This is a genomic window from Kitasatospora mediocidica KCTC 9733 (genome assembly GCF_000744225.1).
Taxonomy (GTDB): domain Bacteria; phylum Actinomycetota; class Actinomycetes; order Streptomycetales; family Streptomycetaceae; genus Kitasatospora; species Kitasatospora mediocidica.
Genome location: NZ_JQLN01000005.1, coordinates 392,472 through 419,046 on the forward strand (window position 1 = coordinate 392,472; position 26,575 = coordinate 419,046).

The 26,575-nt window shown below is 70.4% G+C and carries 26 protein-coding genes and 1 tRNA gene; 12 read left to right on the forward strand and 15 right to left on the reverse strand.

Annotated features, from left to right (window positions below; translation table 11 throughout):
* Positions 1 to 4: 4 nt before the first annotated feature.
* The 3 genes from BS80_RS15850 to BS80_RS15860 all read right to left on the reverse strand — a co-directional run bounded on the left by BS80_RS15850 (position 5) and on the right by BS80_RS15860 (position 2,299).
* Positions 5 to 193 (reverse strand): hypothetical protein, encoded by a 189-nt coding sequence (locus tag BS80_RS15850; RefSeq protein WP_232246498.1) that lies wholly within the window; start codon positions 191 to 193, stop codon positions 5 to 7.
* A 2-nt stretch (positions 194 to 195) separates the two neighbouring features.
* The gene (locus BS80_RS37750; protein ID WP_051966660.1) at positions 196 to 1,791 is read right to left on the reverse strand and encodes an FtsK/SpoIIIE domain-containing protein; all 1,596 of its coding nucleotides are present in this window, start codon (positions 1,789 to 1,791) and stop codon (positions 196 to 198) included.
* A gap of 109 nt (positions 1,792 to 1,900) precedes the next feature.
* The gene (locus tag BS80_RS15860) at positions 1,901 to 2,299 is read right to left on the reverse strand and encodes a hypothetical protein (RefSeq protein ID WP_035797987.1); all 399 of its coding nucleotides are present in this window, start codon (positions 2,297 to 2,299) and stop codon (positions 1,901 to 1,903) included.
* Positions 2,300 to 2,553: 254 nt separating this feature from the next.
* Here BS80_RS15860 and BS80_RS15865 point away from each other — a divergent pair, with 254 nt between their 5' ends.
* Positions 2,554 to 2,853 (forward strand): hypothetical protein, encoded by a 300-nt coding sequence (locus tag BS80_RS15865; protein WP_035797990.1) that lies wholly within the window; start codon positions 2,554 to 2,556, stop codon positions 2,851 to 2,853.
* Positions 2,854 to 2,857: 4 nt separating this feature from the next.
* Here the strand turns inward: BS80_RS15865 and BS80_RS15870 are convergent, their stop codons facing one another.
* A complete protein-coding gene (locus tag BS80_RS15870; protein ID WP_063771990.1) occupies positions 2,858 to 3,640 on the reverse strand; it encodes a GntR family transcriptional regulator in 783 nt (260 codons plus the stop codon).
* 126 nt (positions 3,641 to 3,766) lie between these two features.
* On the opposite strand from BS80_RS15870, the gene BS80_RS15875 reads away from it, so the two are divergent.
* The 7 genes from BS80_RS15875 (at position 3,767) to BS80_RS15895 (ending at position 9,206) form a co-directional block, all read left to right on the forward strand.
* Entirely contained in the window at positions 3,767 to 4,198 is a 432-nt protein-coding gene (locus BS80_RS15875) for an ATP-binding protein (RefSeq protein WP_083974772.1), read from the forward strand.
* A gap of 150 nt (positions 4,199 to 4,348) precedes the next feature.
* Complete coding sequence (locus BS80_RS15880) at positions 4,349 to 5,191, forward strand: sigma-70 RNA polymerase sigma factor region 4 domain-containing protein (protein WP_035797993.1); 843 nt, start codon at positions 4,349 to 4,351, stop codon at positions 5,189 to 5,191.
* Between the two features lie 4 nt (positions 5,192 to 5,195).
* Positions 5,196 to 6,020: a protein phosphatase 2C domain-containing protein gene (locus BS80_RS15885; RefSeq protein ID WP_035797997.1), complete on the forward strand. Its 825-nt coding sequence runs from the start codon at positions 5,196 to 5,198 to the stop codon at positions 6,018 to 6,020.
* Between the two features lie 411 nt (positions 6,021 to 6,431).
* Positions 6,432 to 7,901, forward strand: coding sequence for a P-loop ATPase, Sll1717 family (locus BS80_RS40800; protein ID WP_157536300.1), 1,470 nt, complete (start codon positions 6,432 to 6,434; stop codon positions 7,899 to 7,901).
* 184 nt (positions 7,902 to 8,085) lie between these two features.
* Positions 8,086 to 8,172, forward strand: a tRNA-Arg gene (locus BS80_RS40805).
* A 232-nt stretch (positions 8,173 to 8,404) separates the two neighbouring features.
* Entirely contained in the window at positions 8,405 to 8,611 is a 207-nt protein-coding gene (locus BS80_RS15890; RefSeq protein ID WP_035798001.1) for an Imm32 family immunity protein, read from the forward strand.
* A 391-nt stretch (positions 8,612 to 9,002) separates the two neighbouring features.
* Positions 9,003 to 9,206, forward strand: coding sequence for a hypothetical protein (locus tag BS80_RS15895; protein WP_157536302.1), 204 nt, complete (start codon positions 9,003 to 9,005; stop codon positions 9,204 to 9,206).
* 45 nt (positions 9,207 to 9,251) lie between these two features.
* On the opposite strand, the gene BS80_RS15900 is transcribed toward BS80_RS15895, so the two are convergent.
* Positions 9,252 to 9,662, reverse strand: a complete 411-nt coding sequence (locus tag BS80_RS15900; protein WP_035798007.1) for a VOC family protein — start codon at positions 9,660 to 9,662, stop codon at positions 9,252 to 9,254.
* 48 nt (positions 9,663 to 9,710) lie between these two features.
* On the reverse strand, positions 9,711 to 10,103 hold the full coding sequence (locus BS80_RS15905; protein WP_035798017.1) for a helix-turn-helix domain-containing protein: 393 nt from the start codon (positions 10,101 to 10,103) through the stop codon (positions 9,711 to 9,713).
* A 144-nt stretch (positions 10,104 to 10,247) separates the two neighbouring features.
* On the opposite strand from BS80_RS15905, the gene BS80_RS15910 reads away from it, so the two are divergent.
* A complete protein-coding gene (locus tag BS80_RS15910) occupies positions 10,248 to 10,904 on the forward strand; it encodes a DUF4360 domain-containing protein (protein ID WP_035798019.1) in 657 nt (218 codons plus the stop codon).
* Positions 10,905 to 10,959: 55 nt separating this feature from the next.
* Here BS80_RS15910 and BS80_RS43545 read toward each other — a convergent pair whose 3' ends face one another.
* The 4 genes from BS80_RS43545 to BS80_RS15930 all read right to left on the reverse strand — a co-directional run bounded on the left by BS80_RS43545 (position 10,960) and on the right by BS80_RS15930 (position 16,656).
* Positions 10,960 to 12,027 (reverse strand): trypsin-like serine peptidase, encoded by a 1,068-nt coding sequence (locus tag BS80_RS43545; protein WP_157536305.1) that lies wholly within the window; start codon positions 12,025 to 12,027, stop codon positions 10,960 to 10,962.
* A gap of 365 nt (positions 12,028 to 12,392) precedes the next feature.
* A complete protein-coding gene (locus tag BS80_RS15920; protein ID WP_051966664.1) occupies positions 12,393 to 13,919 on the reverse strand; it encodes an MFS transporter in 1,527 nt (508 codons plus the stop codon).
* A 157-nt stretch (positions 13,920 to 14,076) separates the two neighbouring features.
* Positions 14,077 to 15,882 carry a DUF885 domain-containing protein gene (locus BS80_RS15925; RefSeq protein WP_035798027.1) on the reverse strand — a complete coding sequence of 602 codons (1,806 nt, stop codon included), beginning with the start codon at positions 15,880 to 15,882 and terminating at the stop codon, positions 14,077 to 14,079.
* Between the two features lie 84 nt (positions 15,883 to 15,966).
* The gene (locus tag BS80_RS15930) at positions 15,967 to 16,656 is read right to left on the reverse strand and encodes a rhomboid-like protein (RefSeq protein ID WP_035798029.1); all 690 of its coding nucleotides are present in this window, start codon (positions 16,654 to 16,656) and stop codon (positions 15,967 to 15,969) included.
* 149 nt (positions 16,657 to 16,805) lie between these two features.
* Between BS80_RS15930 and BS80_RS15935 the strand changes: the two genes are divergently transcribed.
* Positions 16,806 to 17,600 carry a TetR/AcrR family transcriptional regulator gene (locus BS80_RS15935; protein ID WP_051966665.1) on the forward strand — a complete coding sequence of 265 codons (795 nt, stop codon included), beginning with the start codon at positions 16,806 to 16,808 and terminating at the stop codon, positions 17,598 to 17,600.
* A 42-nt stretch (positions 17,601 to 17,642) separates the two neighbouring features.
* Here BS80_RS15935 and BS80_RS15940 read toward each other — a convergent pair whose 3' ends face one another.
* The 5 genes from BS80_RS15940 to BS80_RS15960 form a co-directional block, all read right to left on the reverse strand.
* Positions 17,643 to 18,494: a fumarylacetoacetate hydrolase family protein gene (locus BS80_RS15940; protein ID WP_035798031.1), complete on the reverse strand. Its 852-nt coding sequence runs from the start codon at positions 18,492 to 18,494 to the stop codon at positions 17,643 to 17,645.
* A 231-nt stretch (positions 18,495 to 18,725) separates the two neighbouring features.
* Positions 18,726 to 19,898, reverse strand: a complete 1,173-nt coding sequence (locus BS80_RS15945; RefSeq protein ID WP_051966666.1) for a serine/threonine-protein kinase — start codon at positions 19,896 to 19,898, stop codon at positions 18,726 to 18,728.
* 91 nt (positions 19,899 to 19,989) lie between these two features.
* Complete coding sequence (locus tag BS80_RS15950; protein ID WP_035798033.1) at positions 19,990 to 20,760, reverse strand: amino acid ABC transporter ATP-binding protein; 771 nt, start codon at positions 20,758 to 20,760, stop codon at positions 19,990 to 19,992.
* Between the two features lie 32 nt (positions 20,761 to 20,792).
* Positions 20,793 to 21,728 (reverse strand): ABC transporter substrate-binding protein, encoded by a 936-nt coding sequence (locus BS80_RS15955; RefSeq protein ID WP_051966667.1) that lies wholly within the window; start codon positions 21,726 to 21,728, stop codon positions 20,793 to 20,795.
* A 56-nt stretch (positions 21,729 to 21,784) separates the two neighbouring features.
* On the reverse strand, positions 21,785 to 22,945 hold the full coding sequence (locus BS80_RS15960) for an LLM class flavin-dependent oxidoreductase (RefSeq protein WP_051966668.1): 1,161 nt from the start codon (positions 22,943 to 22,945) through the stop codon (positions 21,785 to 21,787).
* Positions 22,946 to 23,576: 631 nt separating this feature from the next.
* Between BS80_RS15960 and BS80_RS15965 the strand changes: the two genes are divergently transcribed.
* Positions 23,577 to 24,617, forward strand: coding sequence for an amino acid ABC transporter permease (locus BS80_RS15965; RefSeq protein ID WP_083974776.1), 1,041 nt, complete (start codon positions 23,577 to 23,579; stop codon positions 24,615 to 24,617).
* Positions 24,614 to 26,560 (forward strand): FAD/NAD(P)-binding protein, encoded by a 1,947-nt coding sequence (locus BS80_RS15970; RefSeq protein ID WP_035798035.1) that lies wholly within the window; start codon positions 24,614 to 24,616, stop codon positions 26,558 to 26,560. The genes BS80_RS15965 and BS80_RS15970 overlap by 4 nt, the downstream gene beginning before the upstream one ends.
* Positions 26,561 to 26,575: the final 15 nt, after the last annotated feature.

Genomic DNA, 26,575 nt, shown 5'->3' on the forward strand with positions numbered 1-26,575 from the left:
CCGTTCAGGGGTGGATGCTGCCGACGGTGGCGGCGAGCCAGGCGAGGGTGTGACGGATGGCCGGGGCAGCGACCGTGTTGGCGAGGAGGAAGCCGAAGGTTCCGCAGAGCAGAAGGTCGAGGACCCGCATGGCGCTCTGGCGGATCAGCAGGACGATCACCGCGCCGAGGAGGAGGACAAGGGAGGCGTTCACGATCACGGGTGGGCTCCTTCTCCGAGTGAGGAAACGTGCACGTCTAGGGGGCTAGACGCCGCATGGGGAGAGCTGTCGCGGCAGTACTGGGCGACCAGCCGTTCGATCTCGCTGTCGGAGACGTAGGCGGCGCGGACCCGGACGGCGTCCGGACTGGTCTCGTCGCGGACGTAGCCGACGCCGGCGCCCGTGTGCGGATCGGGTGAGATCAGGTCAGCCAAAGCGCCACGGGCACGCGCTCCGGAACCGAGCACCATGTCGACCTGAGCCGCTTCGTCCATCCGCAGCGCGATGCGGTCGGGGAAGAGGTTGCGCAGGTTCATGACCTCCTTGCGCGGGTCCTGGAGGGCGCCGACCAGGCAGAAGCCGACCGAGCGGCCCTGGCTGGCCAGGGTGGCGATGGCGGCCTCGGCCCGGCGCCGCAGGTCGCGATCCGGCTGGTAGGCGGTCAGGAAGGCCAGTTCGTCGACCAGGAGGACGATGAACGGCGAGGAGGCGGAGGGGGTGTGGGCCCGCAGTCGACCGGCGAAGGAGTGGGCCCGCTCCTGCATCCGCTCGACGGCGTCTTCCAGCAGGTCGACCATGCGCTCGGGGTCGGACGCGTACCTGGTGAAGAGTCCGACGCCGAAGGACAGTTCCATCCGCTTGGGATCCAATGCCCAGATCTGCACCAGTCCGACGGCGACGGCCGGGAGGAGCCCGCGGACCACGCCCCAGAGGATGGAGCCCTTGCCCGCCCCGGTGACTCCGGCGACCAGGACGTGTGTGCCGTGCAGCCGTTGGCGCCAGGGCTTGCCGTCCTCGCGGCTGCCGATCTCTACCGACCGCCACTGCGGCCCCGACCCGCCCAGCGGTTCGGTCGCAGAAGCGCTTCCTGATGAAGCCGCTTCAGCAGAGCCGCCGACCGCCGCGAGAGCCGCAGTGCCGCGACCAGCGCCCGGAAGCTCCACCGTCGAAGCCAACCAGGCCGACCGAAGCACGGCTTGGAGCTGCGCAGCGCCGCCGACCAGGCGAAATCGACCTCGGCCCGCGAGCTTGGCGAGCATGCCGCGCCAGGACTTGAGACGGTCCAGCAGCCGAGGACGCACGGCCTTGGGCTTCACGGCGGAGCGGTCGGTGAACGGTTCGGCGAGCGGGTCGGACGTCCAGGCCCTGAGCACCACCGCGCCGCGCCTGGGACTGGTCACCTCGACCCGGTGGACGCGCCAGGCGTGCGCGATCGCCTGGACGTGCTGGGCGAGCTGCTCAGGCACCTGACCGGGCAGCAGGCCGATCAGGATGTCCAGGCCGTCCGCGTGCCGGCGGAAGCGTGCGATGCGTGGCCAGGTGTACTCGTAGGTCGCGTCGAAGCGGGGAAGCGGTGCCTGCTGCCAGAGGCCGAGTGCGTAGCTCAGGTCCGGCCAGCCGCGCCGGATGCGCGAACGCAGCGAGTACGTCCGGTACGCCCACCAGCCCGCGGGGACGGCGGCGTAGAGCGTCAGGAGCAGGACGCCGCCCGTCGGGCCGAGGCGGGTGACGGCCCAGGAGTAGCCGATCCATGCGGCTGCCAGGACGACGGCCGCTGTCTTGATTCCGCGCTTGCTGACCGGGTGGGACATGGCTGGTCACCTTCTTTCGCGTGCTCGGAGTGCAGGGGGTGGCAGGGGGTGGGCCCCGACATGCGCCCGTGTCGGAGGGCGGTGGCGCATGCCGGGAGTCGGGCGCGGATCAGGCAGCCGACTTGGGCGAGGAGGCCCGGGGACCGGCGGGGACGCGGACGGCGCTGGCCCGGAACGAGTAGGCGACACGGCCGCTGTTGTTCACGTACGCGGTGACCGTGAGGCCCTCGAACTCGACCGGCCGGAACGGCAGTCCGGGCGCCGGGTCCGGCAGCACGGGGAGAACCTGTGCCGCCACCTTGACCCGAGCCGAGGTGTCCCGGGCCTCCGGGTCGGGGTCGACCACCGCGACCACCCACAGCGGCTGGCCGGTGGCCTTGTCCCGCGCCTGAACCTTGGTGCCGCTCTTGCTCGCCTCGAAGTCGGCGACCGGTTCGACCGAGACGGCGAACGCGCCGGCCGGGAACACGTCCTCGAACCGGACCGGGATCGCACCACGGATAGCCATGAGGATCTTCCTTTCGTCCACCCCCCTAGACAGTCGAAGGCCGAGCGGCCCCGAGATGGCCGTCTAGGGGGGTGGACACTTAAGGTAGGACATCGCCAAGGCAACTGTCTAGGGGTATATACAACGATCTTGACGAGTCGTCAGGTCGACGATGCGCCGTCGATCTCGACTCGATCGCCAGTACGAAATGCGGCCGGAGAACCCGAGCCCGAACAGGCGAGTTACAGTGCCCGTCGAAGCACTGAGGAGAAGACGTGACGGACCAGACCTGGCAGCTCAGGCATGGGGACAGCTTGATCGGGACGCTGACCCTTGAAGGCATCGACATGTTCTGGACGGACTGTCACTTCGCCCCGGCCGCAGCTTGGGAGGACATCCGCCCGCTCTTCACCGTCTCCCAGAACGCTTGGGAGCGAGGCGACGAGGAGGCTGCCCTGGAGGCCGATGAGGTGATCTTCAACCTGGGGCTCGCCCTTGTCCCCACAGGGGGCGGAGCGACGATCACGGAATTCCTCCTCCGCGTCGCCGACGAGACGGCTCGCTTCCGCCACTGACCGGTCAGCCCTGGGGTCGACTGCTCCAGTTGGCGGCCTCGGGAGGCACCTCGATCTCGTAAGCCAGCCGGAAGCGGTCGGCAGCGAGCACCAGGTCCGCCGTTTCCACCGGTACGTCGCCCGCCCAGTGGGTCCGCTCGATCATGAGCACCGTCGTCCCCAGCGGCACGCCGAGTGACGTCGCCTCGGCTTCCAGGATCGGCCGAGCCGCGACATCCTCGGTGACCCGGGTCGGCGCGAGCCCGATCGAGGCGAACCGCAGCACCACCCCGACGCCGGCCAGCGGCCCGAGTTCCGGAAAGACAACGGGCGTACCGCCCGACAGCCCGAGCGGTTCCCAACTGGTCGAGAGCTGGGTCGGCACCCCGTCCGCACGGAAGACGTACTGCGTCTGCATCAGCGGATCCCCCTCCGCCAGGCCGAGCCGGGCGGCAAGTCCCGCGGTCGCGTACGTCTTCTGGGAGCTGTGGGACCAGCTCGGCTCCACGCCCCGCGCACGGGTCTCCGCCTCATAGGGACTCCCCGGCGTGCGGTAGCGCCCGCGCGCAACCCGGACGAGAGTCGGCCGCTCCCGGACGTACGTCCCCGACCCCGGGCGCCCCTCGATCAGCCCTTCGGCTGCCAGGACGCGGAGGGCCTGCCGGACGGGTTGCTCGGACATCCCGTACTCGCGGTGCAGCTCAGCGATGCTGGGCACCCGCGAACCGGGAGGACGCTGCCCCGAAAGGATCTCGGCGCGCAGGGCGTCAGCAAGTCGCAGATATGCCGGTCGACCCAAGTCGGCCACCCTGCCCCCAATCTCACGAATCCTCAGATCAGCTTGACAACCTCGGACCCTAGCTTTCAAGCTCGGATTCGAGCTTGACGCAATGTAGTTGATCAGAGCGTCCACTGTGACGGAAGGGTGTCAGCCATGCCTTGGATTGCCCAATTCCCCGGATCCGTAGAGGCCGTCAGTTCGGCCCGCGCCTTGGTTCGCGAGGCCCTGGAGGACTGCATGCGAGCCGACGACGCGGAGCTGATCGCCTCCGAGCTTGCCACCAACGCCATCCTCCACACCCGCTCCGGCCACGACGGCCACTTCTGGGTGGAGGTCCTCCGCCGGCGCAACTGGATCCGAATCGCCGTCACGGACGACGGCGCACGCAACAGCGCATTCAGCTTCCGCAACAGCGAGGAGGTCGAGGACTTCGGGCGGGGCCTGGCGATCGTGAACGCCCTCGCGGATCACTGGGGCGCGCGGAGCGAGGTCGACAACTGCCACACCGTCTGGGCCGAACTAACATGCACCGAGCACGAAGATCGCCACCAGCACGCACAGAAGTCCAGTTCTCGGGGTGTATAGCCCCCTATACAAACAACACGCCTCAGACGCCGCAGGAGATCCGCGATGAACGCCCCCGCCCAGCAAACTGCCCGCCACCTCCGTTTGCTGATCCTGTCTATCCCCCTAGACTCAGCCCTGGCAGGGTCGACCTCAGGAGGAGAAGAAGACGTGGCGGGAGAAACAAAGCGGATCGCCGCGATCAAGGACCCCTTTCAACTCCTACGCGCCGCGACCCTCCGACTTGCCGAAGCCCAGCAGGAAGTCACTGAACTCTCCAGACTGCGCCAGCGGGTCATCTCCGAACTCCACGACCAGGGCATGTCCTACGCCCAGATCGCCGCGGAAGCCGGACTGACCCGCGGCCGCATCCACCAGCTCAAGCAGTCCGCCCCGTCGCCCGAGGGCGCGTTCCTGGGCAACGCCCGCCTGATCATCGCCACCCCGCTGAAGCAGGAGGCCGGCAACTCCCGCCCGGTGCTGGCAGCCGAGGACTTCGCCGCCGCCCAGCGGCTCGGCGATCTGGCCCGCTCCTACAAGCTGGACCCGAGCTTCGAACACGTCCCCATCGGCGGCGAGATCGACCTCAACCGCGACGACATGATCGTCATCTGCGGTCCCCGGCTCTCCAGCCACGTCGCCGGGGTCCTCGCCCAGGACCCGTCCATCTGCTTCGAGCGCGCCGCCGACGGCCCCTGGACGCTCCGCGACCGGGAGGCCGGGACCGCCTACCGCTCCGGCATGGACTCCGACCCAAGCACCAACTCCGACGTCGCGTACCTCGGTCGCCTGCCCCGCCCCGACGGCCAGGGACTGATCATGGTTCTCACCGGCATCCACCCACAGGGCACCCTCGGTGTGATCCACCTTCTCGTCAACGACCTGGGCGACCTCTACAACCAGGTCGGCACCGGACGCTTCTCCGTCCTGGTCAACGTGGAGTACGACCCCGCGAACAACGAGCCCGTCAACGTACGCCTGCTGTCCCCGTTCTACCGCCACGAGGCACACTGATCGGGTGCGCATAGAGATCGCTACCGAGCCCGCCCACCCCGGCCGCCCCAACGAGGACTTCGTCGCCGCCAGTCCGAACGCCGTCGTGCTCCTGGACGGCTCTGGCACCCCAGCCGGTTCGGACTGCGGCTGCACCCACGGCGTCGCTTGGTACGCCTCTCGACTCGGCGTCAACCTGCTGGCCAGCATCACCAACCAGCCGGAGCGCACCCTCACGGAGTGCTTGGCCGACGCCATCTCGCGCACTGCCGAACTCCACGCCGACACCTGCGACCTCAGCCACCCAGGCACCCCGTCAGCAACCGTGATCGCGGTGCGGCTCACCGAGCATGACATCGAGTACCTCGTCCTGGCCGACTCGACCCTCGTTCTCGAACCCGCCGACGAGCGCGCCCCGGTGGCCATCACCGACGACCGCGAAGCCCAGGTCGGCAGCGTCCTGCGCCAGCCGATGGACGCCGAGGCCACCGGCACCCCCGCGCACGTCGCCGCCCACCGCGCCTACGTCGAAGCCCTCCGCGCCCACCGCAACCAGCCCGGCGGGTTCTGGGTCGCCGCCGCCGATCCCGCTGCCGCGCACGAAGCCCTCACCGGCAGCATCCCCCGCGCCGACCTCACCGGTTTCACGCTCCTCAGCGACGGCGCCTCCCGCCTGGTCGACCGCTTCGCCCTGGCCGATTGGGCCCAAGCCCTCACCGTCATCCGCGACCACGGGCCAGCCGAGCTCATCCGCCACGTCCGCACTGCCGAACACGACGACGCCGAAGGCAAGCGCTGGCCCCGCGGCAAGGCCCACGACGACACCGCCGTAGCGACCGTCAACCTGTAGCCCTGCCAGCTCACAACTCGCCCCGGGTCACTGCCGAATTGAGCTGTACTAGGTCAAGGGCGCGCGCCCTGCGCGCGCCGCTGCCCCGCCCGCGGCGGCCGACGCCGGGCGTGCGGGCTGGCGCCCGGTCCCGGCGCGACCGCCAGAACGGGGCAGCGCGTGGCTGGGGCCGGCGGCTCCACAGTTTTACCCACCTGCCAGGACCGGGCCCCGCGCCGAGCAAGACCGGGGGGCCACTCGGCCAAATTGCGGTCAGGCCCATAAGCCCTGACCGAGTCGCAGCAGCTTACGGCCCCCCGATCATGCCCGGCCCCAGACCAGACAGGACACCGGCCAAAACCGCTCCGCCGCCCGCGCAGCGATCTAGCGCCATGCCCATACTTTCGCCGTGAACGCTGCTAGCATTCTCACATGGCGACGGTATCTGATTTTCGTAGATTCAACTTCGGTTTTTCCGATGCTGGCCGAGAATATCTAATGGCCCCAACTCTGCTCCGTGACGGCTATTACGACCTCGGCGGAACCGTTGATAGAGTTCTGAATTCACACGAATTTCTCCTGCTAGGGTATAAGGGGTCCGGGAAGTCAGCGGTCGGCGCACGCCTCCGACTTCTGGCAGAAGGTGCCCCTGCTCAGCTTTCAGCACCGCAAGCAATTTTCGTAGACAAGCTTCCATTGCGCGAGTTCAAAGGCGTAGTTCCCGACTCCATCGATGCGCACGTGCGACATGTCTACGCATGGCAGCTTCACCTAATGGTCCAGATCATTACTGGCCTCTCAGGAGATGGTCAGGCCGACGCCAAATCAAGAAAGAAAGTAGCGGCCGCAGAAAAAGAGCTCGGGAAAGCCGGGGTTATCCCACAGCAGCCCTCCAGCCTTAAGCGGTTTCGAATGACCAAGGTGTCCGCTTCGGTCGGACTCCCAAACAAGGGCCTTGGGCTTTCTGCAGATTTTCAAAGGAGCACGGACGAGGGCGATCTTCGCCTTTGGCTAGCATACCTAGAGGGCGTGACGTCCGAATACAGGAGCAATCGAAAGCACTACTTTTTCATCGATGGACTAGACGATCTTTCCTTGGCGAGTAGCGGCCGAGAGCTACTTCTAGGCGGGCTCATTCAGGCCACTGTAGGCCTAAACGAGATGTTCCAGGAATCAGGCAGCCCAATTAAGATCGTGGTCTCCTGCAGGACGGATCTATACTCCCGCCTATCGCTCCCCCAAGCAGGGAAGATCCGCCGGGACTACGGTCTAGAGCTAAATTGGTACCAAAATCCCCGAGATGCTGGCGTGAGCCATCTCGTGAGGCTGGCGAATCTTCGAGCACGCCTAGTTGATAGGTCATGTAGCGATCTATTCTCAGAGTTCTTTGATCCAACGATCTCCGGAAAGAACACAGTCGAGTTCTTGCTACTCCAGACTCGCCATACGCCACGAGACCTCCTGCAGCTCCTAAAGATCATCCAGAAGCACGTGGACGGCCCGGGTCCAATTTTGCCCAGCATAGTACTCTCGGGCATCTCTGACTATTCACAGACATATTTTGTCGACGAGATGCACGATGCCTTGAGCACATACTTCACCGAAGATCAGCAGTCAAGAATCAGGCAGCTTCTGGGGACCTTGCGTCAGCGCGATTTTACATTTGCGGACTTGCGCACGCGAGTTGAGAATGACTCAAGGTTCAAAGACAAGCTCGACCTTCACTCGGTAACTACAGCGCTTTTTGACAGCAGCTTTATTGGGAACGTTACTCCTGGCGGGGCCACCGGAAGTTCTGATCCATATTTTCGATTTAAGCATAGGAATCCCGAAGCAAGTCTCTTGCATGATGAATCCATGCAGCTGCACCCCGGCCTCTGGAAGGCGTTTAGCCTCGCTTGAGGCAGTCCCGCCAGACAGTGAAGGCCAGGAGTCAAGCCAGCAGGTCCGCCAGATCGAGTGGCAGCCTCCCATGCGCACGCTTCTCCGTTGCCACACACGCTCCTGCACCGTGCCAGAAACGCGCCAGACCGCGCGGTACGCGACGGTCAACAGAGGGCTGCGGCGGGTCGATTGGTAACTGGGCGCCGGAGGCAGGGCTCGCAGGTCACCCACAGTGACCGCCTGCCGCCCTCCGGAGGCGGGTGCGTAGGTTCGAATCCTACCGGGGGCACTTCGCAAGAAGTGCCGAAAAGGCCCAGCCCAGCGGGTAGTTACCGCGAAGCTGGGCCTTCTTCATGCCCGGGGCCAGATCCGGGCCATACGGGCCATCAGTTCGCCGGCGTCGGCGAAGGCGACCCGTCCGGGTGGGTCGCTCTCCAGCCCCGCCCTCGGCCTGGGCGTCGGGGCACCCTTCGCGCTCCCGGTCCCCGACATCACCCATTCAAGCTCAGTAACGTGACGCTATGGACGAGTCTCGGATCAAGGTGCAGGGCACGGACCTCGAGGTCATGATCACAGCCAACGCTGCCGGACTTCGCGAACTCGCAGAGAGGCTCATCGGGCTGGCCGATGCCCAGCTCCACGACGGCTACCACGAGCATCTCGAAGTCGATCTGGGCCTGGTGGCAGGGTCAACCAGTCTGATCCTGGAACGGAACGAGAGCGTCTGAGCAGCGGAACGATCTCGCCCGGGCACGGCTCGTGCTTTCCGGGCATCCGGCATCTGGGAACTCGCCTACTCCCGACGCCGCCAGAGCGCTGATGCTCAACCGCAGGTGAAGCAGTTCTGGCACAGGAAGTCGGCCGGGCCGACGTTGGGATCCGGCTGCAAGGGCTGGTTCGGCAGCCCGCCTGTGCGACGCCGTCCGGGTCGACGTTTGACACCGATGCGGGCGTGGCGAGATCCGTCGCGGGCGGCGATGGGCGGGTGGGTGCGCAGGTGATCGCCATGGATGCAGGGCTGGTTGACCAGGGTCGACGGCTGCCGAGCTCGCGGAGCGGGGCGACGGCCCTGCGGAAAATCCGGGGCGGGGTAACGGAGTTGGTGTCACAGTGGCCCGCATGGAGATCGGTGGTGCGGAATCGGTGGTGCGGGAGACGTCGCAGGAAGCCGGTGAGGGGTTGTGGCGGGAGATCGATGTGTTGATCTCCGAGGGGCGCACGATCCTGGCGATCAAGGCGATCCGCGAGACGTTCGGGGATGGCTTGCGGGAAGCGGTGGAGAGGTTCCAGACGCGCAGCGACATGCTGGCGGGGCGGGGCTGAGAGGGGCGGTCGGTTGTCGGGCGCCGACCGCCGCCTCGGATGGGCTCAGGTCAGGGGCTGGGTGAAGCGGATGCGGTTGCCGAAGGGGTCGCGGAGGCCGCAGTCGGTGCCGTAGGGGCGCTCGGTGGGCTCCTCGGTGAACTCGACGCCCTGGGCGAGCAGGGTGTCGTAGGTCTTGCGGCAGTCGTCCGTGGTGAAGATGAGCCAGCCGCCCATGGCGCCCTTGGTCACCAGCTCGCGGACCTGCTGCGCCGTCTCCTCGGACATCGCCGGGGAGCCCGGCTTCTCCAGCAGGATCTGGCGCTCGGGGTGGCCGGGGATGCTGACGGTCAGCCAGCGCATGAAGCCCAGGTTGACGTCGGCGGTGACCTCCAGGCCGAGCTTGCCGACGTAGAAGTCGAGGGCCTCGTCCTGGTCGAGGACGTAGATCTGCGATTGCGTGATGGCGTTGAACATGTGCCTCACGCTACGCGGCGGAAGGGACGAAAACTTATCCAAAACTGCTCAGTCGCTGGGTCGCATCCATGCCATCGCGAAGCAGGTCGGCACGCCCGCGGCCACCGCCTCCCGGCGGTACGTCCGCGGCGACCGTCCGACGATGTCGCGGAACGTGCGGCTGAAGGTGCCGGGGCTGCCGAAGCCGACCTCGAAGCAGATGTCCGTCACGCTGCGGTCGGTCTCGCGCAGCAGGAACATCGCCCGCTCGACGCGGCGGCGTTGCAGGTAGCGGTGCGGAGTCTCGCCGAAGGTGGCGCGGAAGGTGCGGGTGAAGTGCGCCGGCGACACGTGGGCGATCCGGGCCAGCGCCGGGACGTCCAGGGGCTGCGCGTACGCGCGATCCATCGCGTCGCGGGCCCGCAGCATGCGGCGGTTCGTCTCTTCGGCGGCGCTGCTCACAGGGGCATCACATCACGGACCGGGATGGCCGGAAGTGCCGCTGCGACGGACGCGTCGGGGGTCCTAGGCTGCGAGCACTCCACGGGGGAACGAACCGAGAGTTCGATTGTCATGAACTCGTCAGACAAATCGAGAGGAAACCCCATGTTGCGTGGACTGGCCATCGGCGGCGCGGTCGCGTCGTTGCTCGCCTCGTCGTTCTTCCTCAGCACCGCCGCCCAGGCGCGACCCGGCGACGTCACTCCGCCCGGCGGCTTCACCATCGGGCTGGTGACCGTCAACGGCTCGGGCTGTCCGGCCGGGACCGCCGCGGTCGCGGTCTCGCCCGACGACACGGCGTTCACCGTGACCTACAGCGACTACCTCGCCGAGGTCGGCGTGGGCGCCCGCCCGACCGACTTCCGCAGGAACTGCCAGCTCGACGTCCGGGTGCACGCGCCGCAGGGCTTCACCTACGCCATCGCCGAGGCCGACTACCGCGGCTACGCGTACCTCGCGAACGGCGCGACCTCCCGGGAGCAGGCGAACTACTACTTCCAGGGAGACCCGCAGACCGCCTACGCCGCCCACGCGTTCGCCGGGCCGATGGACGACGACTGGCAGGCCACCGACACCACCGGGATCGCCTCGCTGATCTACGCCCCCTGCGGGGCGACCCGCGACCTGGAGATCAACACGCAGCTCAACGTGGGCGTCGGCTCCTCGGACCCGGCCACCACGACCAGCTTCATGACCATGGACTCCACCGACGGCAGCCTGACCACGATCTACCACCTCAGCTGGGAGACCTGCCCGCACTGACCCACGCAGGAGGCCCGGGTCCGCGCGGAGTTCCGCGCGGACCCGGGCCTTCAGGTCAGGAGGAGGAGACCGCGGTCTGGTAGAGGTCGGCGATCGTGCCGTCGAAGTAGGCGGTGTAGGACGTGTCGTCGGTGTCGCCGCCCTGCTGGTAGCCGCCGATGATGCCGGTGACCGCGCCCGTGCTGCTGCTGATCCAGGGGCCGCCGCTGGTGCCGCCCGGGTAGGACGGGCAGTTGATGACCCGCTGGTAGGAGCTGAACTGGGAGGTGGTGTTGGAGCAGAGCAGCGGGAGGTCCGAGCTGGAGGGGTAACCGTAGAGCCGGACGATGCCGTCGAAGCCCGCGCTGGTGCCGAGCGGGTTGCCGCCGACCACGTCCTGGATCTGCTGGCCGTTCAGCGGGGCCACCTGCAGGAAGGCGAAGTCCTGGTCCGGGTCGTTGTTCTCCTGCCAGCCCTTGGTGGTGAAGACCTGGGTGACCTGCCAGACGCCGAACGGGGTCTGGCCGTTGCGGTAGGCGGGGACGAAGGAGACGCCGTTCACCGTGCTGATGCAGTGGGCCGCGGTGAGCAGCAGGTTGCGGGTCCCGCTCTGCACCACGCTCGCCGTGCAGAAGTGGTTGCCGGACGAGACGGAGCCGGCGAACAGCGCGCCGACCCGGTTGGCCTCGGCGGTGACGGGCGCGGTCTGCGTCGAGTCCAGGGTGGACGCGGGGGCGGGGGCCGCAGTGGGCGTCGGCGTGGGGCTGGGAGTGGGAGCGGCCGCGACCGTCCGGGGGTCGGCGCCCGAGGGCGACGACGGGGTGCTCGCCGGCGTCGTCGCAACCGGCGAAGGCGCGGCGGGCGACGGGGTGGCGGACGTCGGCACGGCGGAGGGCGACGGCGACGGCGAGGGCGCGGCGGACGACGGCGACGGCGACGGCGCGGCGGCAGCGGCGCCCGTGGCGGTGGTCGTCGTGAAGGCGCTCAGCTTCGCGGCGGTCCGGCTGGAGGCGTTCGCCTCCGAGGTGAGCGTCCCGACTCCCGCGATGGCGCCGACGAAGACAGCGGCCAGCATGGCGGCGAGAACAACGGGGCGGACGGCGAATCGGCGGGTCCTGCGGGGCCCTCGCTGCTGACTGATCATCAGGTTACTGACTCCTGCCCCACGATCGGTGGCCCCGGGTTGACCGGCTGGGTCGGCACCTGCCTGCGGTGCCTGGCTACGTTCTGACTATTCCCCGCCCGACTCGATACCGGATGATCCCCTGCTGAGATCCGTGTGAGAATCCTTCGCCCGGACCCGCCCTTCGTTCACGTTCGTTCACGTTCGTTAACCGGGCGACCAGCGCTCATCATGGCTGATCACCCCACCTGGTGAGAAGGGTCGGGAAGGACTTTTGATGTACGGCGGTCAGCTGGGGGCGTGCCGCTGGTCTGCGCACAACAACGAACTCCCCCGGTCGCCGCAAAAGCGGTCCGGGGGAGTTTGAGCGCTGTCTCAGGCATGGATCAGCTGCCGGTCGCCTCCTCGGCGAGCGCGTGCACCGAGGCGTCGGCGCTCTCGCCGGTGGCCTCCCCGGGGGCGGGCCGGTGGTCCACCATGAAGAACGCCAGGACGGCCGCGAACAACAGCACGCCCAGGGCGACGGTGGTCGCCACCACGTAGCCGTGCACCGCCGCGGTGTTCTGCACCGCCTGGCTGCCGGCGTTCCGCCCGACCAGGTACGCGGTGGTGGCGCTGGCCGCGATGGTGTTCAGCAGGGCCGTGCCGATCGAGCCGCCGACCTGCTGGGCGGAGTTGATGGTCGCCGCGGCCGCGCCCGTCTCGTTCGGCGCGACGCCCAGCGTGGCCAGGCTCATCGAGGGCATGAACACCATGCCCATGCCGACGCCGAGCAGGATCTCGGCCGGCAGCACGCTGGCGGCGTAGGGGCTGCTCACCTTGAGCTGGGTGAGCCAGGCCATGCCCGACGCGGCAAGCAGCAGCCCCGGCACGATCAGGTTCCGGGATGGCACCCGCGTCATCAGCCGGGCCGCCAGGCCGGTCGAGCTGGCGATGATGGCGGCGGTCATCGGCAGGAAGGCCACGCCGGTCAGCAACGGCGAGAAGCCCTTGATCACCTGCAGGTAGTAGGTCAGGAAGAGGAAGAGACCGAACAGGCCGACCACGGCCAGGCCCACCGAGAGCGCCGCGCCACCGCGGTTGCGGTTCGCGACGATGTGGATCGGCAGCAGCGCGTGCGCGGTGCGCCGCTCGACCAGGACGAAGAGGACGAGCAGCAGGGCGCCGCCGATCAGGCAGCCCAGCACGAGCGAGTCCGCCCAGCCGCGGTGCTCCGCCTCGGACGTCCCGTACACGATGGCGAGCAGACCGCCGCAGCCCAGGAAGGCGCCTGGCAGGTCGAGCTTGACCCGGGTGCCCTTGGCGATGTGGTCCCGCTTGAGCAGCCGGACCGCGGCCAGCGCCGCGCCGATCGCGATCGGGACGTTGACGAAGAGGCACCAGCGCCAGTTCAGGTACTGGGTCAGCACACCACCGGCGATGAAGCCGATCGCGCTGCCGCCACCGGCGATGGCACCGAAGATGCCGAAGGCCGTGCTGCGTTCCCTGGGGTCGCTGAAGGTGGTCGAGAGCAGGCCGAGCGCCGAGGGCGCGAGCAGTGCGCCGAAGCCGCCCTGCAGGGCGCGCGAGGCGAACAGCATCACCGAGCCGACGGCGGCGCCGCCGAGCGCGGAGGCTCCGGCGAAGCCGAGCAGGCCGATGACGAAGGTGCGCTTGCGGCCGTAGAGGTCACCGAGCCGGCCGCCGAGCAGCAGCAGACCGCCGAAGGCCAGCGTGTAGGCGGTGATCACCCACTGGCGGTCGCCGTTGGAGATGCCGAGGTCCTTCTGCGCGGACGGGAGCGCGATGTTCACGATGGTGATGTCGAGCACGATCATCAGCTGGGCGACGGCGATGACAGCCAGCGCCTTCCAGCGGCGGGGGTCCGGCCCCTGGTCGACGGCTGCGGCTGCGGCTGCTTGGTGCGAAGACACGGCAGAGCCTTCCGGACGGGAGGCCGTCCGCGTGCGCGGACGGCACTGCCCTCCAGGGAAACTCGCTGACGCGCGAGGGGCAAGCAGATTTCTCACATAGCCGGATTAATCAGACATTCACCTAATATTTTTACCTTTTCTGGACATCCTCCGTCCGTCAGATCTCCGAAAGCGCCGCGACCAGGTCGTCCAGGCCCAGCGAGCCCTGCGAGAGCGCGGCCATGTGCCAGGCCTTGAGGTCGAACACCTCGCCGCGCGCCTCGTGCGCCGCCCGCGCGGCGGCCCGGCCGCTCAGCCAGGCGCGCTCGCCCAGCTTGTAGCCGATCGCCTGGCCGGGCACGCCGAGGTAGCGGGTCAACTCGCTGTCCAGGTAGGCGGGCGCCAGGCCGCAGTACTGGCCGAAGAACTCCCGGGCCGCCTGCGGCGTCATGAGCTCGCCGGGCCGGTACGGCGAGTCCGCGGGGAAGTCCAGGCCGACGTGCATGCCGATGTCGACGATCACCCGCAGCGCCCGCATCATCTGGGCGTTGAGGTAGCCGAGCCGGTGGGCGGGTTCGGTGAGGTAGCCGAGTTCGTCCATCAGGCGCTCGGCATAGAGCGCCCAGCCCTCGACGTTGGCGCTGATGCCGCCCAGGCTGACCTGGTAGGTGGAGAGGCTGTCGGCGACGTAGTTCCACTGCGCGAGCTGGAGGTGGTGGCCGGGGACGCCCTCGTGGTACCAGGTGCTGACCAGGTCCCAGGTGGGGAAGACGTCCAGGCCCTGGGTGGGGTACCAGGTACGGCCGGGACGGCTGAAGTCCAGCGAGGGCGACGTGTAGTACGGGGCTGCCGCGCCGCCGGCCGGGGCGATCATCGACTCGACCCGGGTGATCGGCTCGGCCAGGTCGAAGTGCACGCCCTGCAGGTCCTCGATCGCCCGGTCCAGCAGGCCCTGGAGGTAGCGCCGGATCGGTTCCTCCCCCTCGATCCTCGGGCCGTCGGACTCCAGCCAGCGCATCGCCTCCATCGGCGTGCTGCCCGGGCGCACCTTCTCCGCCTCCGCGCGCATCGCGCCGTCCAGCTGGTGGAACTCCGTCCAGGCCCAGCCGTACGCCTCGTCGAGGTCCAGGTCGGCGCCCGTCCACTGGCGGGCCCAGCGGGCGTAGCGCGTGCGGCCGATGGTGTCCGGGGTATCGGCGGCGGCCGGTGCGTAGACCTCGGCCAGCCAGTCGCGCAGCTCGGCGAGTGAGTCGGCGACGGTGCGGGCGGTGGCGGTCAGCTCGGCGCGCAGCGGCTCGGGGGCGGGCGCGACCAGAGCGGCGAACCAGCCGCCGGAGGCCTTGGCGTCGGGGTCGGTGTCGGCGGGGTCGGCGGGGTCGGCGGGGTCGGCGGGGTCGGCGGGGTCGGCGGGGTCGGCGGGGTCGGCCGCCAGCCACTGCCCGATCTGCCCGATCACCGTGCTGACCTGGCGCGGGCCGGAGAGCAGGTCCCGCTCGATGCCCTCGGCCAGCAGGGCGCGGTACTGCTCCAGCGCGAGCGGGACGCGGGCCAGCCGGCGGCCCAGCCGCGCCCAGTCCTGCTCGGTGTCGGTGGGCAGCAGGGTGAAGACCTCGCGCACGTTGTGCAGCGGCGAGCCCATGTTGCTGACCGCGCGGAACCCCTCCCCCGCGTCGTGGACGCCGAGTTCGGCGTTCAGCCGCTCGCGCAGCAGCACCGCGCAGCGCCGCTCGGCCGCCGGGTCGGCGGCGGCGTCGCCGCGGCCGGCCGCCTCGGCCTCGTCCAGCTCCGCCAGGGTCCGGCGGGCCAGCTCGGCAGCCGCCTGCAGGCCGGCCGGGGAGAGGTCCGGCAGGCGGTCGTCGTCGGGGTTGATGCCGAGGTAGACCGCCGTCAGCGGGTCGAGCTCGGCCAGGGCCTGGACGTAGGCGTCCGCGATCTGGCGAGGGGTGGTGCCGGAGCCATCTGAGGGGTTCGGTTCGTCAGCCATTCGGACATCTTTTCGCAGCCCGGCAGCTTTGGAAGCCGGTTTGTGAGAACCAACCGGAGGCGGTGGCTCCTGAACCGCGGGCGGTCAGCCGCCGGTCCCCCGGGACGCGCGCCAGGAGTGCCAGGTCCGCAGCGGGTCCCAGGTCGGCCGGCCGCGGGTGATCGGGTAGAACGCCAGGCCGATCAGGACCGAGCAGAAGTGGCCCAGGTCGGTGAAGGTGTGCGAGGTGACCAGCGGGACGGCGTAGAAGACCAGCAGGCCGGTGCCGTACACCCAGCGCCAGCCTCCGGCGAAGCGGTAGGTGAGCACACCCTCCACGCCGGCCAGCGCGTACGAGACGCCGACGTCCACGGTGTTCGCCAGGTTGGCGGGCAGCCGGCCGTGCAGGATTCCGGCGCTGACCACTCCCTCGCTGATCAGCGTCGCGAGCACATGGGCGGTGGCCGCGACGGTGAACCAGCGCCGGGTGCCGAGCCAGCGTTCGGCCGGGACGTGGAAGACGTGGAAGATCACGAAGTAGAAGAAGAAGGACGGCTGTTCGGTCCAGATCGCACTCGCCACCAGGGCGTGCACGGGGTGCGAGCGCAGCTGGTCGAGATTGGTGCTGCGGCCGGCCAGGAACCAGTCCAGGTTCTCCGGGCTGATCCGGGCGACCACGAAACTGGTGACGGCCAGGATCGCCAGCCAGAGGTAGGTGCCCGGCGCGGACCTGATCCACCGCCACACCAGGTGCGCCCACCGGTGGACCCGTCCGTCCTCGCCCGCGCGCCGCATACCGTCCCCGTCTCCCGCGTCTTCGAGCCCGCCGGCCCTCCCTCACAGGATGGGGGTTTGCGCGGTTTCGCCCCGGCCGACCCGCCGACCGCGCGAAGGGGCCGGTCAGCGGGGTTCCGCTGCGGCGCGGGCGCACTACGCTGACCGCCATGGAAGCCACCGAGCAGGCAGTTCCTCAGGAGAGCGCGCAGTCCGCCGGGCAGGCGCCCGGGGCCGCCCAGGAGCGCCCGCGCCGCGCCGGTTACCGCCGGCTGCCCGTCCAGCAGCGGCGTGAGCAGCTGATAGCGGTCGCGCTGACGCTGTTCAGCACCCGGCCACCGGAGGAGGTCAGCCTGGACGACGTCGCCGAGGCCTCCGGCGCCTCCCGCCCGCTGGTCTACCGCTACTTCGCGGGCGGCAAGCAGCAGTTGTACGAGGCGGCGCTGCGCAGCGCCGCCGAGGAGCTGACCAGCCGGTTCACCGTCCCGCCGCGTGGCACGCCGACCGAGCAGCTGGCCTCGGTGCTGGACCGCTACTTCTCCTTCGTCGCCGAGCACGACGCCGGCTACGGCGCGCTGCTGCGCGGTGGGTCGGTGGTGGAGACCGCGCGGACGTCGGCGATCGTGGACGAGGTGCGACGGGCCGCGCTGCGCCGCACACTGCGCTACATGGGGGTGCGGGAGGCCGGACCGCGGCTGACCCTGCTGGTCCGGTCGTGGATCTCGGTGGTCGAGGCGGCCTCGCTGAGCTGGCTGGACGAGGGCCGGCAGATTCCGCAGACCGAGCTGCGGGACATGCTGGTGGACGATTTCGTGGCGATGACCGCCGTCACCGCGCCGCGCGATCCGCAGACCGCCGAGGTGCTGGCCGGGCTGCTGGCGCTGGAGAGCCCGGACGGATCGGCCGCCCGGCTGCTGGCGCGGCTGGGAGCGTTGAGCGTGGGGAGCGCGGGAACGGCTCCCTGAGGAACCCGACCCCCGTGCCAAGGGTCGGGTGTCCGACCGGCGCTATGCCTTGTCGAGCACCTGGCGCTGCCGGCCGAGCCCCGCGATCTCCAGCTCCAGCACGTCGCCGGGCTGCAGGAACGGCGTGCCCGGGTGGCCCGCGGTGACCCCGGCCGGGGTGCCGGTGACCACCAGGTCGCCGGGCTCCAGGACCATGAACTGGCTGACGTAGCGGACGACTTCGAGCACCGGGAAGATCTGCTCGGCGGTGTTGCCGTCCTGCCGCAGCTCGCCGTTCACCCAGAGCTTGAGGGAGAGCGCCTGGGGGTCGCCGACCTCGTCCGGGGTGACCAGCCAGGGGCCCAGCGGGTTGAACGTCTCGCAGCACTTGCCCTTGTCCCACTGGCCGCCGCGGTCCCACTGGAACGAGCGTTCGGTGACGTCGTTGGCGATGGCGTAGCCCGCGATGCAGGCCGCCGCCTCCTCGTCGGTGGCCAGGTAGCGGGCGGTCTGCCCGATCACGAAGGCCAGCTCGATCTCGTAGTCGGTCTTGGTGCTGCCCCGCGGGACCAGCACCTCGTCGTCCGGACCGACGACGGTGTTGCTCGCCTTGAGGAAGATCACCGGCTCGGCCGGGATCTGCGCGCCGGCCTCCGCCGCGTGGTCGCGGTAGTTGAGGCCGATGCCGACGACCTTGCCGGGCCGGGCCACCGGGGCGCCCGTGCGCAGGCCCGCGATGTCCGCCACCGGCAGCTCACCGCGCTCGATCGCGCCCGCGAGCTCGGCCGGGTCGAGCCGGGACAGGAAGGCGCCGTCGATGTCCGAGGTCCGTCCGGACAGCTCGTACGCGGTGCCGTCCGGGCCGAGCACGACCGGGCGCTCGGCGCCCGGGGGGCCAACACGGAGGAGCTTCATCTGCCCATCACCACCTGTGTTCGTCGCATGTCGCGCGGGAGGCCGCACACCTCCCGTGCCTAATGCATCCGAGGTATATCAAGCGGGGAGCGGGCCCAGACAGGGGGTCGCGGTGAGCGAGTTCCTATCAATTCCTCCAACCGGGTACCCCGGGGAATCGGGCGCCCATACGGTTGACAGGCTGCGGGTCGGCACGCTGCACTCCCTGGAGTGCCACCCTGCTCAGCCCGGTCAGCCGGCCAGCAGGGCCGCCAGCAGGCCCTGGGCGCACGGCTGCGCCGGGCGGCTGAAGCGGCTGAGCCTGCGCTCGATGTCGGCGACGTCGGGGTGCTGCGCGCCGAGCGCGCTCACCGCGGCCGGCAGCAGCTCGGCGAGCAGGCAGTAGGCCTCGGCCGTCCGGCCCGCGCGGTCCAGGCTGACGGCGAGGTCGTGCGCGGTGCGCAGGGTGCGTCCGTCGTAGCGGCCGAAGGCGCGGGCGAACTCGGGCACCAGCTCGCGCAGCCGGCCGACCGCGTCGGACGCCCGGTCGTCCCCGGACGCCTCCCAGGCGGCGTCGGCGCGGCGGCGCAGTTCGCGGATGCCCTCCACGGTCCGGGCGAGGCGACGGCGCACCTCGTCGGCGTCGGCGGGCCGGTCGGCCGGGTCCTTGGCCAGCAGGGCGAGCAGCAGTTCACCGAGCTCGGCGGGCAGCCAGGCCGGTCGCGGCGGGTGGTGGGCCAGGTGCTGGTTCATCAGGCCGACCTGGCTGGTGGAGGTGAACGGCCGGTTCCCGGTGAAGAGTTCGTACAGCACGCAGCCCAGCGCGTAGAGGTCGGAGCGGACCGTGCCAGGGCCGCCGCTCCAGCGCTCGGGGGCCAGGTAGCGGGTGCTGCCGATCACCGAGCCCGTGGTGGTGAGGGGATCCAGGTTGTCGCCGATCTGGGCGATCCCGAAGTCGAGCACCTTCACCACCTCCCAGCCGGGGCCGGTCAGCATGATGTTCTCGGGCTTGACGTCCCGGTGGATCACCTGGGCCGCGTGTGCCGCGCCGAGCGCCGTGCAGAGTTGCCGGCCCCAGGCCAGCGAGCGCGCCAGGTCCGGCGGTTCGGTGGCGATGACGTGCGCCAGGGTCGGACCGTCCAGTAGCTCCATCACCAGGTAACTGACCCGGTCCGGCTCGTCCTCGGCCTCGCCCTGGTCGAGGACGACGACGATGTTGGGGTGGCTGAGCCGGGCCAGGATCTCGACCTCGCGCACCATCCGGCGGATGTCGTTGGCGCTGTCCGGGCCGCGGTGGCGCAGCGTCTTCACCGCCACCGACCGGCCCAGCCGCAGGTCACGGGCCTCCCAGACGACGCCGAAGCCCCCGCGCCCCAGCTCCCGCACCAGCTCGTAGCGCTCCCCCAGCAGCTGCCCGGCTTTCATCGTTCCCCCCGTGATCGCGAATTCCCCGATGCCCCGGCCTGGTTGCCCGGAGGCCAGGGTAGCGACCGCGGCACTGGTCCGGGGCGGGGCCTCAGAGCACCTTGGAGAGGAAGGCGCGGGTGCGCTCGTGCTGCGGGTGGTCCAGCACCGCGCCCGGCTCGCCCTGTTCGACGACCACCCCGCCGTCCATGAAGACCACCCGGTCGGCCACCTCGCGGGCGAATCCGATCTCGTGGGTGACCACGATCATCGTGGTCCCGGCCCGGGCCAGGTCCTTGATCACGTCCAACACCTCGCCGACCAGCTCCGGGTCGAGCGCCGAGGTCGGCTCGTCGAAGAGCAGCACCTTGGGGTCCAGGGCCAGCGCCCGGGCGATCGCCACCCGCTGCTGCTGGCCGCCGGAGAGCTGGCGCGGGTAGGCCTCGGCCTTGTCCGCCAGGCCGACCCGCTCCAGCAGTTCCAGCGCCCGCGCCCGGGCGTCGGCGCGCGAGCGGCCCAGCGCGTTGACCGGCGCCTCGGTGATGTTGTCGAGGACCGTCAGATGCGGGAAGAGGTTGAAGTTCTGGAAGACGAAGCCGATGTGGGTGCGCTGGCGCAGCACCTCGCGCTCCCGCAGCTCGTACAGCCGGTCGCCCGAGCGCCGGTAGCCGATCAGCTCGCCGTCGATCGACACGAAGCCCCGGTCGGTGCGCTCCAGCCGGTTGACGATCCGCAGCAGGGTCGACTTGCCCGAGCCGGACGGCCCCAGGACCACGGTGACCGAACCGGCCCGGACCTCCAGGTCCACCCCGCGCAGCACGTCGAGCCGGCCGAAGCTCTTGTGCACGCCGCGGATCTCGACCATCACGTCGGTGTTGCTCATATCTGTGCCTTCCGGAAAGGACGGACCGGCCGTCACGCGTGTTCGGGCGGGTCGATCTGCGACTGCTGGACGGCCGAGTCGGCGGTGCCCCACTTCTGCAGGATCCGCTGATACGTGCCGTCCTTGATCAACTGGTTGACCGCGGCCTGGAAGGCCGGGGCCAGCGGGGTGCCCTTGGCGAAGGCGAAGCCGACGTCCAGGCGGTGGAACTCGCCGACGAACCTGGTCCCGGCCGCGGGCTGGGCGGCCTGGTAGCGCAGACCGTTGATGGTCGACATCACGGTGTCGATCCGGCCCTGCTGGAGGCTGGTGAGCAGGGCGGCGCCGTCCGAGAAGGACTGAACGGTGTACGGCTTCTTGCCGGCGTCCGCGCAGACGTGCTTCTGGGTGTTCAGCGTGGTCTCGAAAGTGGTGCCGGCCCCGGTGCCGACGGTCAGCCCGCAGAGCTGCTGGAGGGTGGTGATGCCGCTCAGGGCGGTGTTGTCCTTGCGGACCGCGAAGCCCTGGCCGTCGTCGATGTAGGTGACGAAGTCGATGGTCTTCAGGCGGGCGGTGGTGACGCCGAAGTTGCCGGTGCCGAAGTCGTACTTGCCGCTGGAGAGCGCGGGCAGGATGGTCTCGAAGGCGGCCTCCTGGCGGTCGACGGTCAGGCCGAGCACCTTGGCGACGGCATCGGTGACGTCGATGTCCAGGCCCGCCGCCTTCTTCGTCGCCGGGTCCGGGTAGTAGGCGGTCGGCGGGCTGCCGACGGCGGTGCCGACCTTGAGCGTGCCCGCCTTGCGGACGTCGGCCGGGAGCAGGGCGGCGATCGCGTCGACCTTCTGCTCGCCGGAGACGACGTCCCGGGTCGGGTCGATGCCCCGGGGGGAGGCGGCGCCCGCGGCGGCCGGGCCGGGGGCCGCGGACCCGCAGGCGGTGAGCGCCAGTAGCGGGAACAGGGCGGCGGCCAGCAGGGACAGGCGTCTCACGGGATGGGCCTCTCGATGGGAGAACGGTGGAGGAGTGGGAGTGGACGGGGAGGGCTTCAGGCCTGCAGTGCGATCAGCTGGTGGCGGTCGCGTTCCGCGTCGGCGGCCTTGCGCTGCTTGGCGGCGTCGCGCTTGGCGACCTCCTCGCGGACGATCGGGATCACGTGGCGGCCGAAGTCGATCGCGTCGTCCAGCAGGTGGTAGCCGCGCGCGGAGAGGATGTCGACGCCGAGGTCGTAGTAGTCGAGCAGCGCCTCGGCGACCGTCTCCGGCGTGCCGACCAGCGCGTTGGAGTTGCCGGACCCGCCGCTGGCGGCGGCCGTCGGGGTCCACAGCGCGCGGTCGTAGCGCTCGCCGGCCGCGGCGATCGAGAGCAGCCGCTGCGAGCCGGTGTTCTCGGGGACGCCGGTCTGCCCGGAGAGGAGCAGCCGCCCGCGCAACTGGCCTGCCGCCTTACGGGCGTTGATGGTGTCGACGGTGCGGTGGGCCTTCTCCCAGGCCAGCTCCTCGGTCGGCGCGATGATCGGGCGGAAGGCCACCTGGATCCGCGGGAGATCGGTGCGGCCGGCCGCCACGGCCGCCTCCCTGACCCGCTCGATCTGCGCCGCGGTCTCCACCAGCGGCTCGCCCCAGAGGCAATAGACGTCCGCCTCGGCGCCACCGGCCGCGTACGCCGCGTCCGAGGAGCCGCCGAACGAGACGCCCGGGCGCGGGGCCTGTGCCGGGAAGACGTCCGAGACGAAGTCGTTGAAGCGGTAGTACTCGCCCGCGTGGTCGAAGGGCTCGTGCGTGGTCCAGATCCGCTTGACGATCTCGATGTACTCGCGGGTCCGGGCGTAGCGCTGATCCTTCGTCAAAAAGTCTCCCTCGCGCTGCTGTTCGTGGTCGTTGCCGCCGGTGATGAAGTGCACCGTGAGGCGGCCCCCGCTGAGCTGGTCGAGGGTGGCGAAGGTCTTGGCGGCGAAGGTCGGGTACGAGACGTTGGGGCGGTGGGCGAGCAGGATCTGCAGGGTGTCCAGCCGCGCCGCCAGGAAGGCCGCCGCCGGGGCCGGGTCGGGGGAGCCCGCGCCGTAGGCGAAGAGCACCCGGTCCCAGCCGTACTCCTCGTGGGCGCGGGCCAGCCGCAGGGTGTAGTCACGGTCGAAGGCGGCGGTGCTGCGGGTGGTGGTCTCCGAAGCGTCGCTGGTCGCGGCGATACCGAGGAACTCGACGGGCATGGCTGACTGCCTTTCGGACGGGCTGCCGGACGGGCCGCACCCGGGCATGGCGAACGGGGCCACGGCGCGGGGCGGGCGGCTGAGCAGGGCGGTGCGGCGGGTGCGGGTGCGGTCGTAGGCGCGGTCGCAGGCGCGGGAGCGCGCCGGAGAGCGGGCGAAAACGTACGGACGGGAGCGCGTGACGGCGGGTCAGCCGGAGCGGGAGAGCGAGCGGGGAGGCAGCGGGCGACTGAGTGCCGACAGGCCGGCCACGGGAGCGAACGGACGGTTCACCGTGGCGGCAAGGCGGGTCTCCCGGCCCGCGACGGGGCACCGAGGGAGGCTCTCCGAAGGAGAAAGGGGCCGGTCAGAGGGCCCGCTGCCGAGTCAGCCCAGACACGCCGCGGACCACACCCGACCGAAGTCGATGTGGTCGCGGGTGACCAGGGGCTGCGCGGCGTTCATGTCCCAAGTTGAGCAGTGAACCTTGGAGTTCGTCAACCACCGTCCGCCCTTGAAGTGCGGCGTCGGCTGTGCGTACGATCCGGACCGGAGTGAGAGCACCCGCCGCGTTGAGGGACGCGGCACGCGTGACGGCCGCCCGGACACCACGTGTCCGGCCCTGCCCGCACCCTGCTCTGGAGCCCCAGCCATGGCCACGACGCACGACGTCCTGCCCGCCACCGGCCCACCGGCCGACTCCCCGTCACCCGAGCACGAACCCGGACGCGAACCCGGACCCGGACCCGGCCAGGCCGCGCCAGGGCCGCACGCCGGCCTGCGCATCGTGCGCCGCCGACGTCCCGGCCAGTGGCTGACCACCGGCCTGGCGCTGCTGGTCCTGACCATGGCCGTCACCTCGGCGGCCCGTAATCCGCGCTTCCAGTGGGGCGTGGTGGGCGACTACTTCACCACCACCGCGGTGCTGCACGGCCTGACCCTGACGCTCTGGCTGACCGCCGCCACCATGGTCCTGGGCTTCGCCCTCGGCACCCTGCTGGCCGCCTGCCGGCTGTCCGACAACCTCGTCCTGCGCACGCTCAGTTGGGGATACGTCTGGCTGTTCCGGTCGATCCCGCCGCTGGTCCAGCTGCTGCTCTGGTTCAACATCGGGGCGCTGTACCCGACGCTCGGCCTCGGCATCCCGTTCGGCCCCGAGTTCCTCACCGTCAGGACGGTCAACCTGTTCGGCCCGCTGCTCACCTCGGTGATCGGACTGACCCTGCTGGAGGCCGGGTTCGCCGCCGAGGTGGTGCGCGGCGGCATCCTGGCCGTCGAGCAGGGCCAGTTGGAGGCCGCGCAGGCGCTGGGCCTGGGCCGGCTGCGGGTGCTGCGCCGGATCGTCCTGCCGCAGGCGATGCGCTCGATCGTGCCGACCGCCGGCAACATGCTGGTCGGCGCGCTCAAGGGCACCAGCATCGTCAGCGTGCTCGCGGTCCAGGACCTGCTCTACTCGGTCCAGTTGATCTACAACCAGACCTACCAGATCATCCCGCTGCTGCTGGTCGCGACGCTCTGGTACCTGGCGTTGACCACGCTGCTCTCCATCGGGCAGTACTACGTGGAACGGCACTTCGCGCGCGGCTCGACCCGTGGCGCGCTGCCCGCCACCCCGTGGCAGCGCGCCCGCGCCGGCTACCACGCGCTGCTCGCCCGGCTGGACGCCGCGCCGGTCCGGGAGGGGGCCCGGTGAGCAGCCTCGCGATCATCGGTGCCGGTCCGCGCGGCACCGGTCTGCTGGAGCGGATCGCCGCCAACGCGGCCGAGTTGCTGCCCGCCGACCACCGGCTGCACATCCACCTGGTCGACCCCTTCCCGCCGGGCGCCGGGCGGATCTGGCGCTACGAGCAGTCGCCGCTGCTGCGGATGAACTCGATGGCCGAGGACGTCACGATGTTCACCGACCACACCTCGACCGTCGAGGGACCGGTGCGGCCCGGCCCGTCGCTGGCCGAATGGGCCTCCCGGATGCCCGAGTTCGCCCCTTACCAGCCGCCGTCCGATCCCGGCCTGCGGGCCGAGCTGGGGGCGCTGGCCGCCACCGACTTCCCCACCCGGCGGGCCCAGAGTGCCTACCTGGACTGGGTGTTGCGGCGCGCGCTGGCCGACCTGCCGGACCGGATCACAGTCACCGTGCACCGGGACACCGCGGTCGCGCTGGAGGGCGCCCCGGACGGCCCGCAGACCGTCCGCCTCGCCTCCGGCGCCGCGCCCCTGACGGTCGACCGGGTCGTCCTGACGCTCGGCCACCTGGGCTCCCGTCCCGACGAACAGCACACCGCCACCGCCGAGTTCGCCGCCAGGCACGGCCGCTTCCACCTCCCGCCGGCGTTCTCCTCGGAGGCCGACCTCTCCGGGATAGCCCCGGGCGAGCAGCTGGTCATGCGCGGCTTCGGGCTGGCCTTCGTCGACCTGACGGCGCTGCTCACCGAGGGCCGCGGCGGTCGCTTCGAGACGCAGGGCACCCAGCTGGTGTACCGGCCCTCCGGGCGCGAGCCGGTGATCCACGTCGGCTCGCGGCGCGGCGTCCCGTACCACTCCAAGACCGGGTACCGGCTGCAGGGCCCGCCCGCCGCACTCCCGCGCTACTTCGGCCCGGCGGCCGTGGAGCAGCTCCTCGCCCGCCCCGGACGGATCGAACTGCGCCGGGACGCCTGGCCGTTGATGGCCAAGGAGATCGGCTTCGGCTACTACCACGAGCTCTTCCACGCGCACCCCGAGCGAACCGCCGTACGCTGGCCGGACTTCCTGGCCGACTACGACCGACTCGACTGGTACGCACCCGAGTTGGCCACCATCGTCGCCGGCGCCGTCCCCGACCCGGCCGACCGGCTCGACTTCGAACGGCTGGACCGCCCGCTGGCGGGCCTGCGCTTCGACAGCTCCGAGGAGTTGCAGCGGCACCTGCGCGGCTACATCCGGCAGGACGCCGACCGCCGCGCCGACCCCGCCCACAGCGCCGACCTGGGCGCCTTCCTGGCGCTGCTCTCGCTCTACGGCCAACTGCCCCGGCTGCTGGCCGCCGGGCGGCTGTCCGCCCACTCGACCGGCCGGGAGCTGGACGGCTGGTGGCAGGGCTTCTTCAGCTTCCTGGCCTCCGGCCCGCCGGGATTCAGGCTGCGCGAGCTGCTGGCCCTCGCCGAGGCCGGGGTGGTCCGCTTCCTGGGCGCCGACCTCACAATCGAGAACGACGAGGCCACCGGCACCTTCCTGGCCACCAGCCCCAGCGTGCCCGGACACCGGGTGGCGGCCACCGCGCTGATCGAGGCCTATCTGCCGCACCATGCGCTGGAGCGGACCGAGGACCCGCTGCTGGCCGCCCTGCACCGGTCCGGCGAACTGTCCGAGGAGGTGGTCGCCGACCCCGGTCACGTCCACCGCTCCGGCCTGCTCGCGGTCGACCCCGAGGACGGCGCGGTGGTCGACCCCAGCCTGGGCGGCGCCCCGCACCCGCGCCGCACGGCGCTCGGCCCGCACACCAACGGCCGGTCCTTCGCCGCCTTCGCCCGCCCGCGCACCAACGCCCCGGCCTTCCGGCAGAACGACGCCACCGCCCGGGCCCTGCTGTCGGCCCTCTCGGCCGCGTTCGAGCGAGGTGACAGGATGGAGGCAGGGCTGACGACGGCGCGGTCCTGATCGACCCGGAGGTAG

Bases quoted from the DNA above. Each gene is read 5' to 3' on its own strand.
- BS80_RS15945 (WP_051966666.1), bottom strand. From the start codon at position 19,898: ATGAAAGCCGGGCAGCTGCTGGGGGAGCGCTACGAGCTGGTGCGGGAG.
- BS80_RS40800 (WP_157536300.1), top strand. From the start codon at position 6,432: ATGGCGACGGTATCTGATTTTCGTAGATTCAACTTCGGTTTTTCCGAT.
- BS80_RS15930 (WP_035798029.1), bottom strand. From the start codon at position 16,656: ATGCGGCGCGCGGGCGAGGACGGACGGGTCCACCGGTGGGCGCACCTG.
- BS80_RS15860 (WP_035797987.1), bottom strand. From the start codon at position 2,299: ATGGCTATCCGTGGTGCGATCCCGGTCCGGTTCGAGGACGTGTTCCCG.
- BS80_RS15890 (WP_035798001.1), top strand. From the start codon at position 8,405: ATGGACGAGTCTCGGATCAAGGTGCAGGGCACGGACCTCGAGGTCATG.
- BS80_RS15935 (WP_051966665.1), top strand. From the start codon at position 16,806: ATGGAAGCCACCGAGCAGGCAGTTCCTCAGGAGAGCGCGCAGTCCGCC.
- BS80_RS37750 (WP_051966660.1), bottom strand. From the start codon at position 1,791: ATGTCCCACCCGGTCAGCAAGCGCGGAATCAAGACAGCGGCCGTCGTC.
- BS80_RS15940 (WP_035798031.1), bottom strand. From the start codon at position 18,494: ATGAAGCTCCTCCGTGTTGGCCCCCCGGGCGCCGAGCGCCCGGTCGTG.
- BS80_RS15950 (WP_035798033.1), bottom strand. From the start codon at position 20,760: ATGAGCAACACCGACGTGATGGTCGAGATCCGCGGCGTGCACAAGAGC.
- BS80_RS15910 (WP_035798019.1), top strand. From the start codon at position 10,248: ATGTTGCGTGGACTGGCCATCGGCGGCGCGGTCGCGTCGTTGCTCGCC.
- BS80_RS15965 (WP_083974776.1), top strand. From the start codon at position 23,577: ATGGCCACGACGCACGACGTCCTGCCCGCCACCGGCCCACCGGCCGAC.
- BS80_RS15895 (WP_157536302.1), top strand. From the start codon at position 9,003: ATGGAGATCGGTGGTGCGGAATCGGTGGTGCGGGAGACGTCGCAGGAA.
- BS80_RS15900 (WP_035798007.1), bottom strand. From the start codon at position 9,662: ATGTTCAACGCCATCACGCAATCGCAGATCTACGTCCTCGACCAGGAC.
- BS80_RS43545 (WP_157536305.1), bottom strand. From the start codon at position 12,027: ATGATCAGTCAGCAGCGAGGGCCCCGCAGGACCCGCCGATTCGCCGTC.
- BS80_RS15960 (WP_051966668.1), bottom strand. From the start codon at position 22,945: ATGCCCGTCGAGTTCCTCGGTATCGCCGCGACCAGCGACGCTTCGGAG.
- BS80_RS15925 (WP_035798027.1), bottom strand. From the start codon at position 15,882: ATGGCTGACGAACCGAACCCCTCAGATGGCTCCGGCACCACCCCTCGC.
- BS80_RS15875 (WP_083974772.1), top strand. From the start codon at position 3,767: ATGCCTTGGATTGCCCAATTCCCCGGATCCGTAGAGGCCGTCAGTTCG.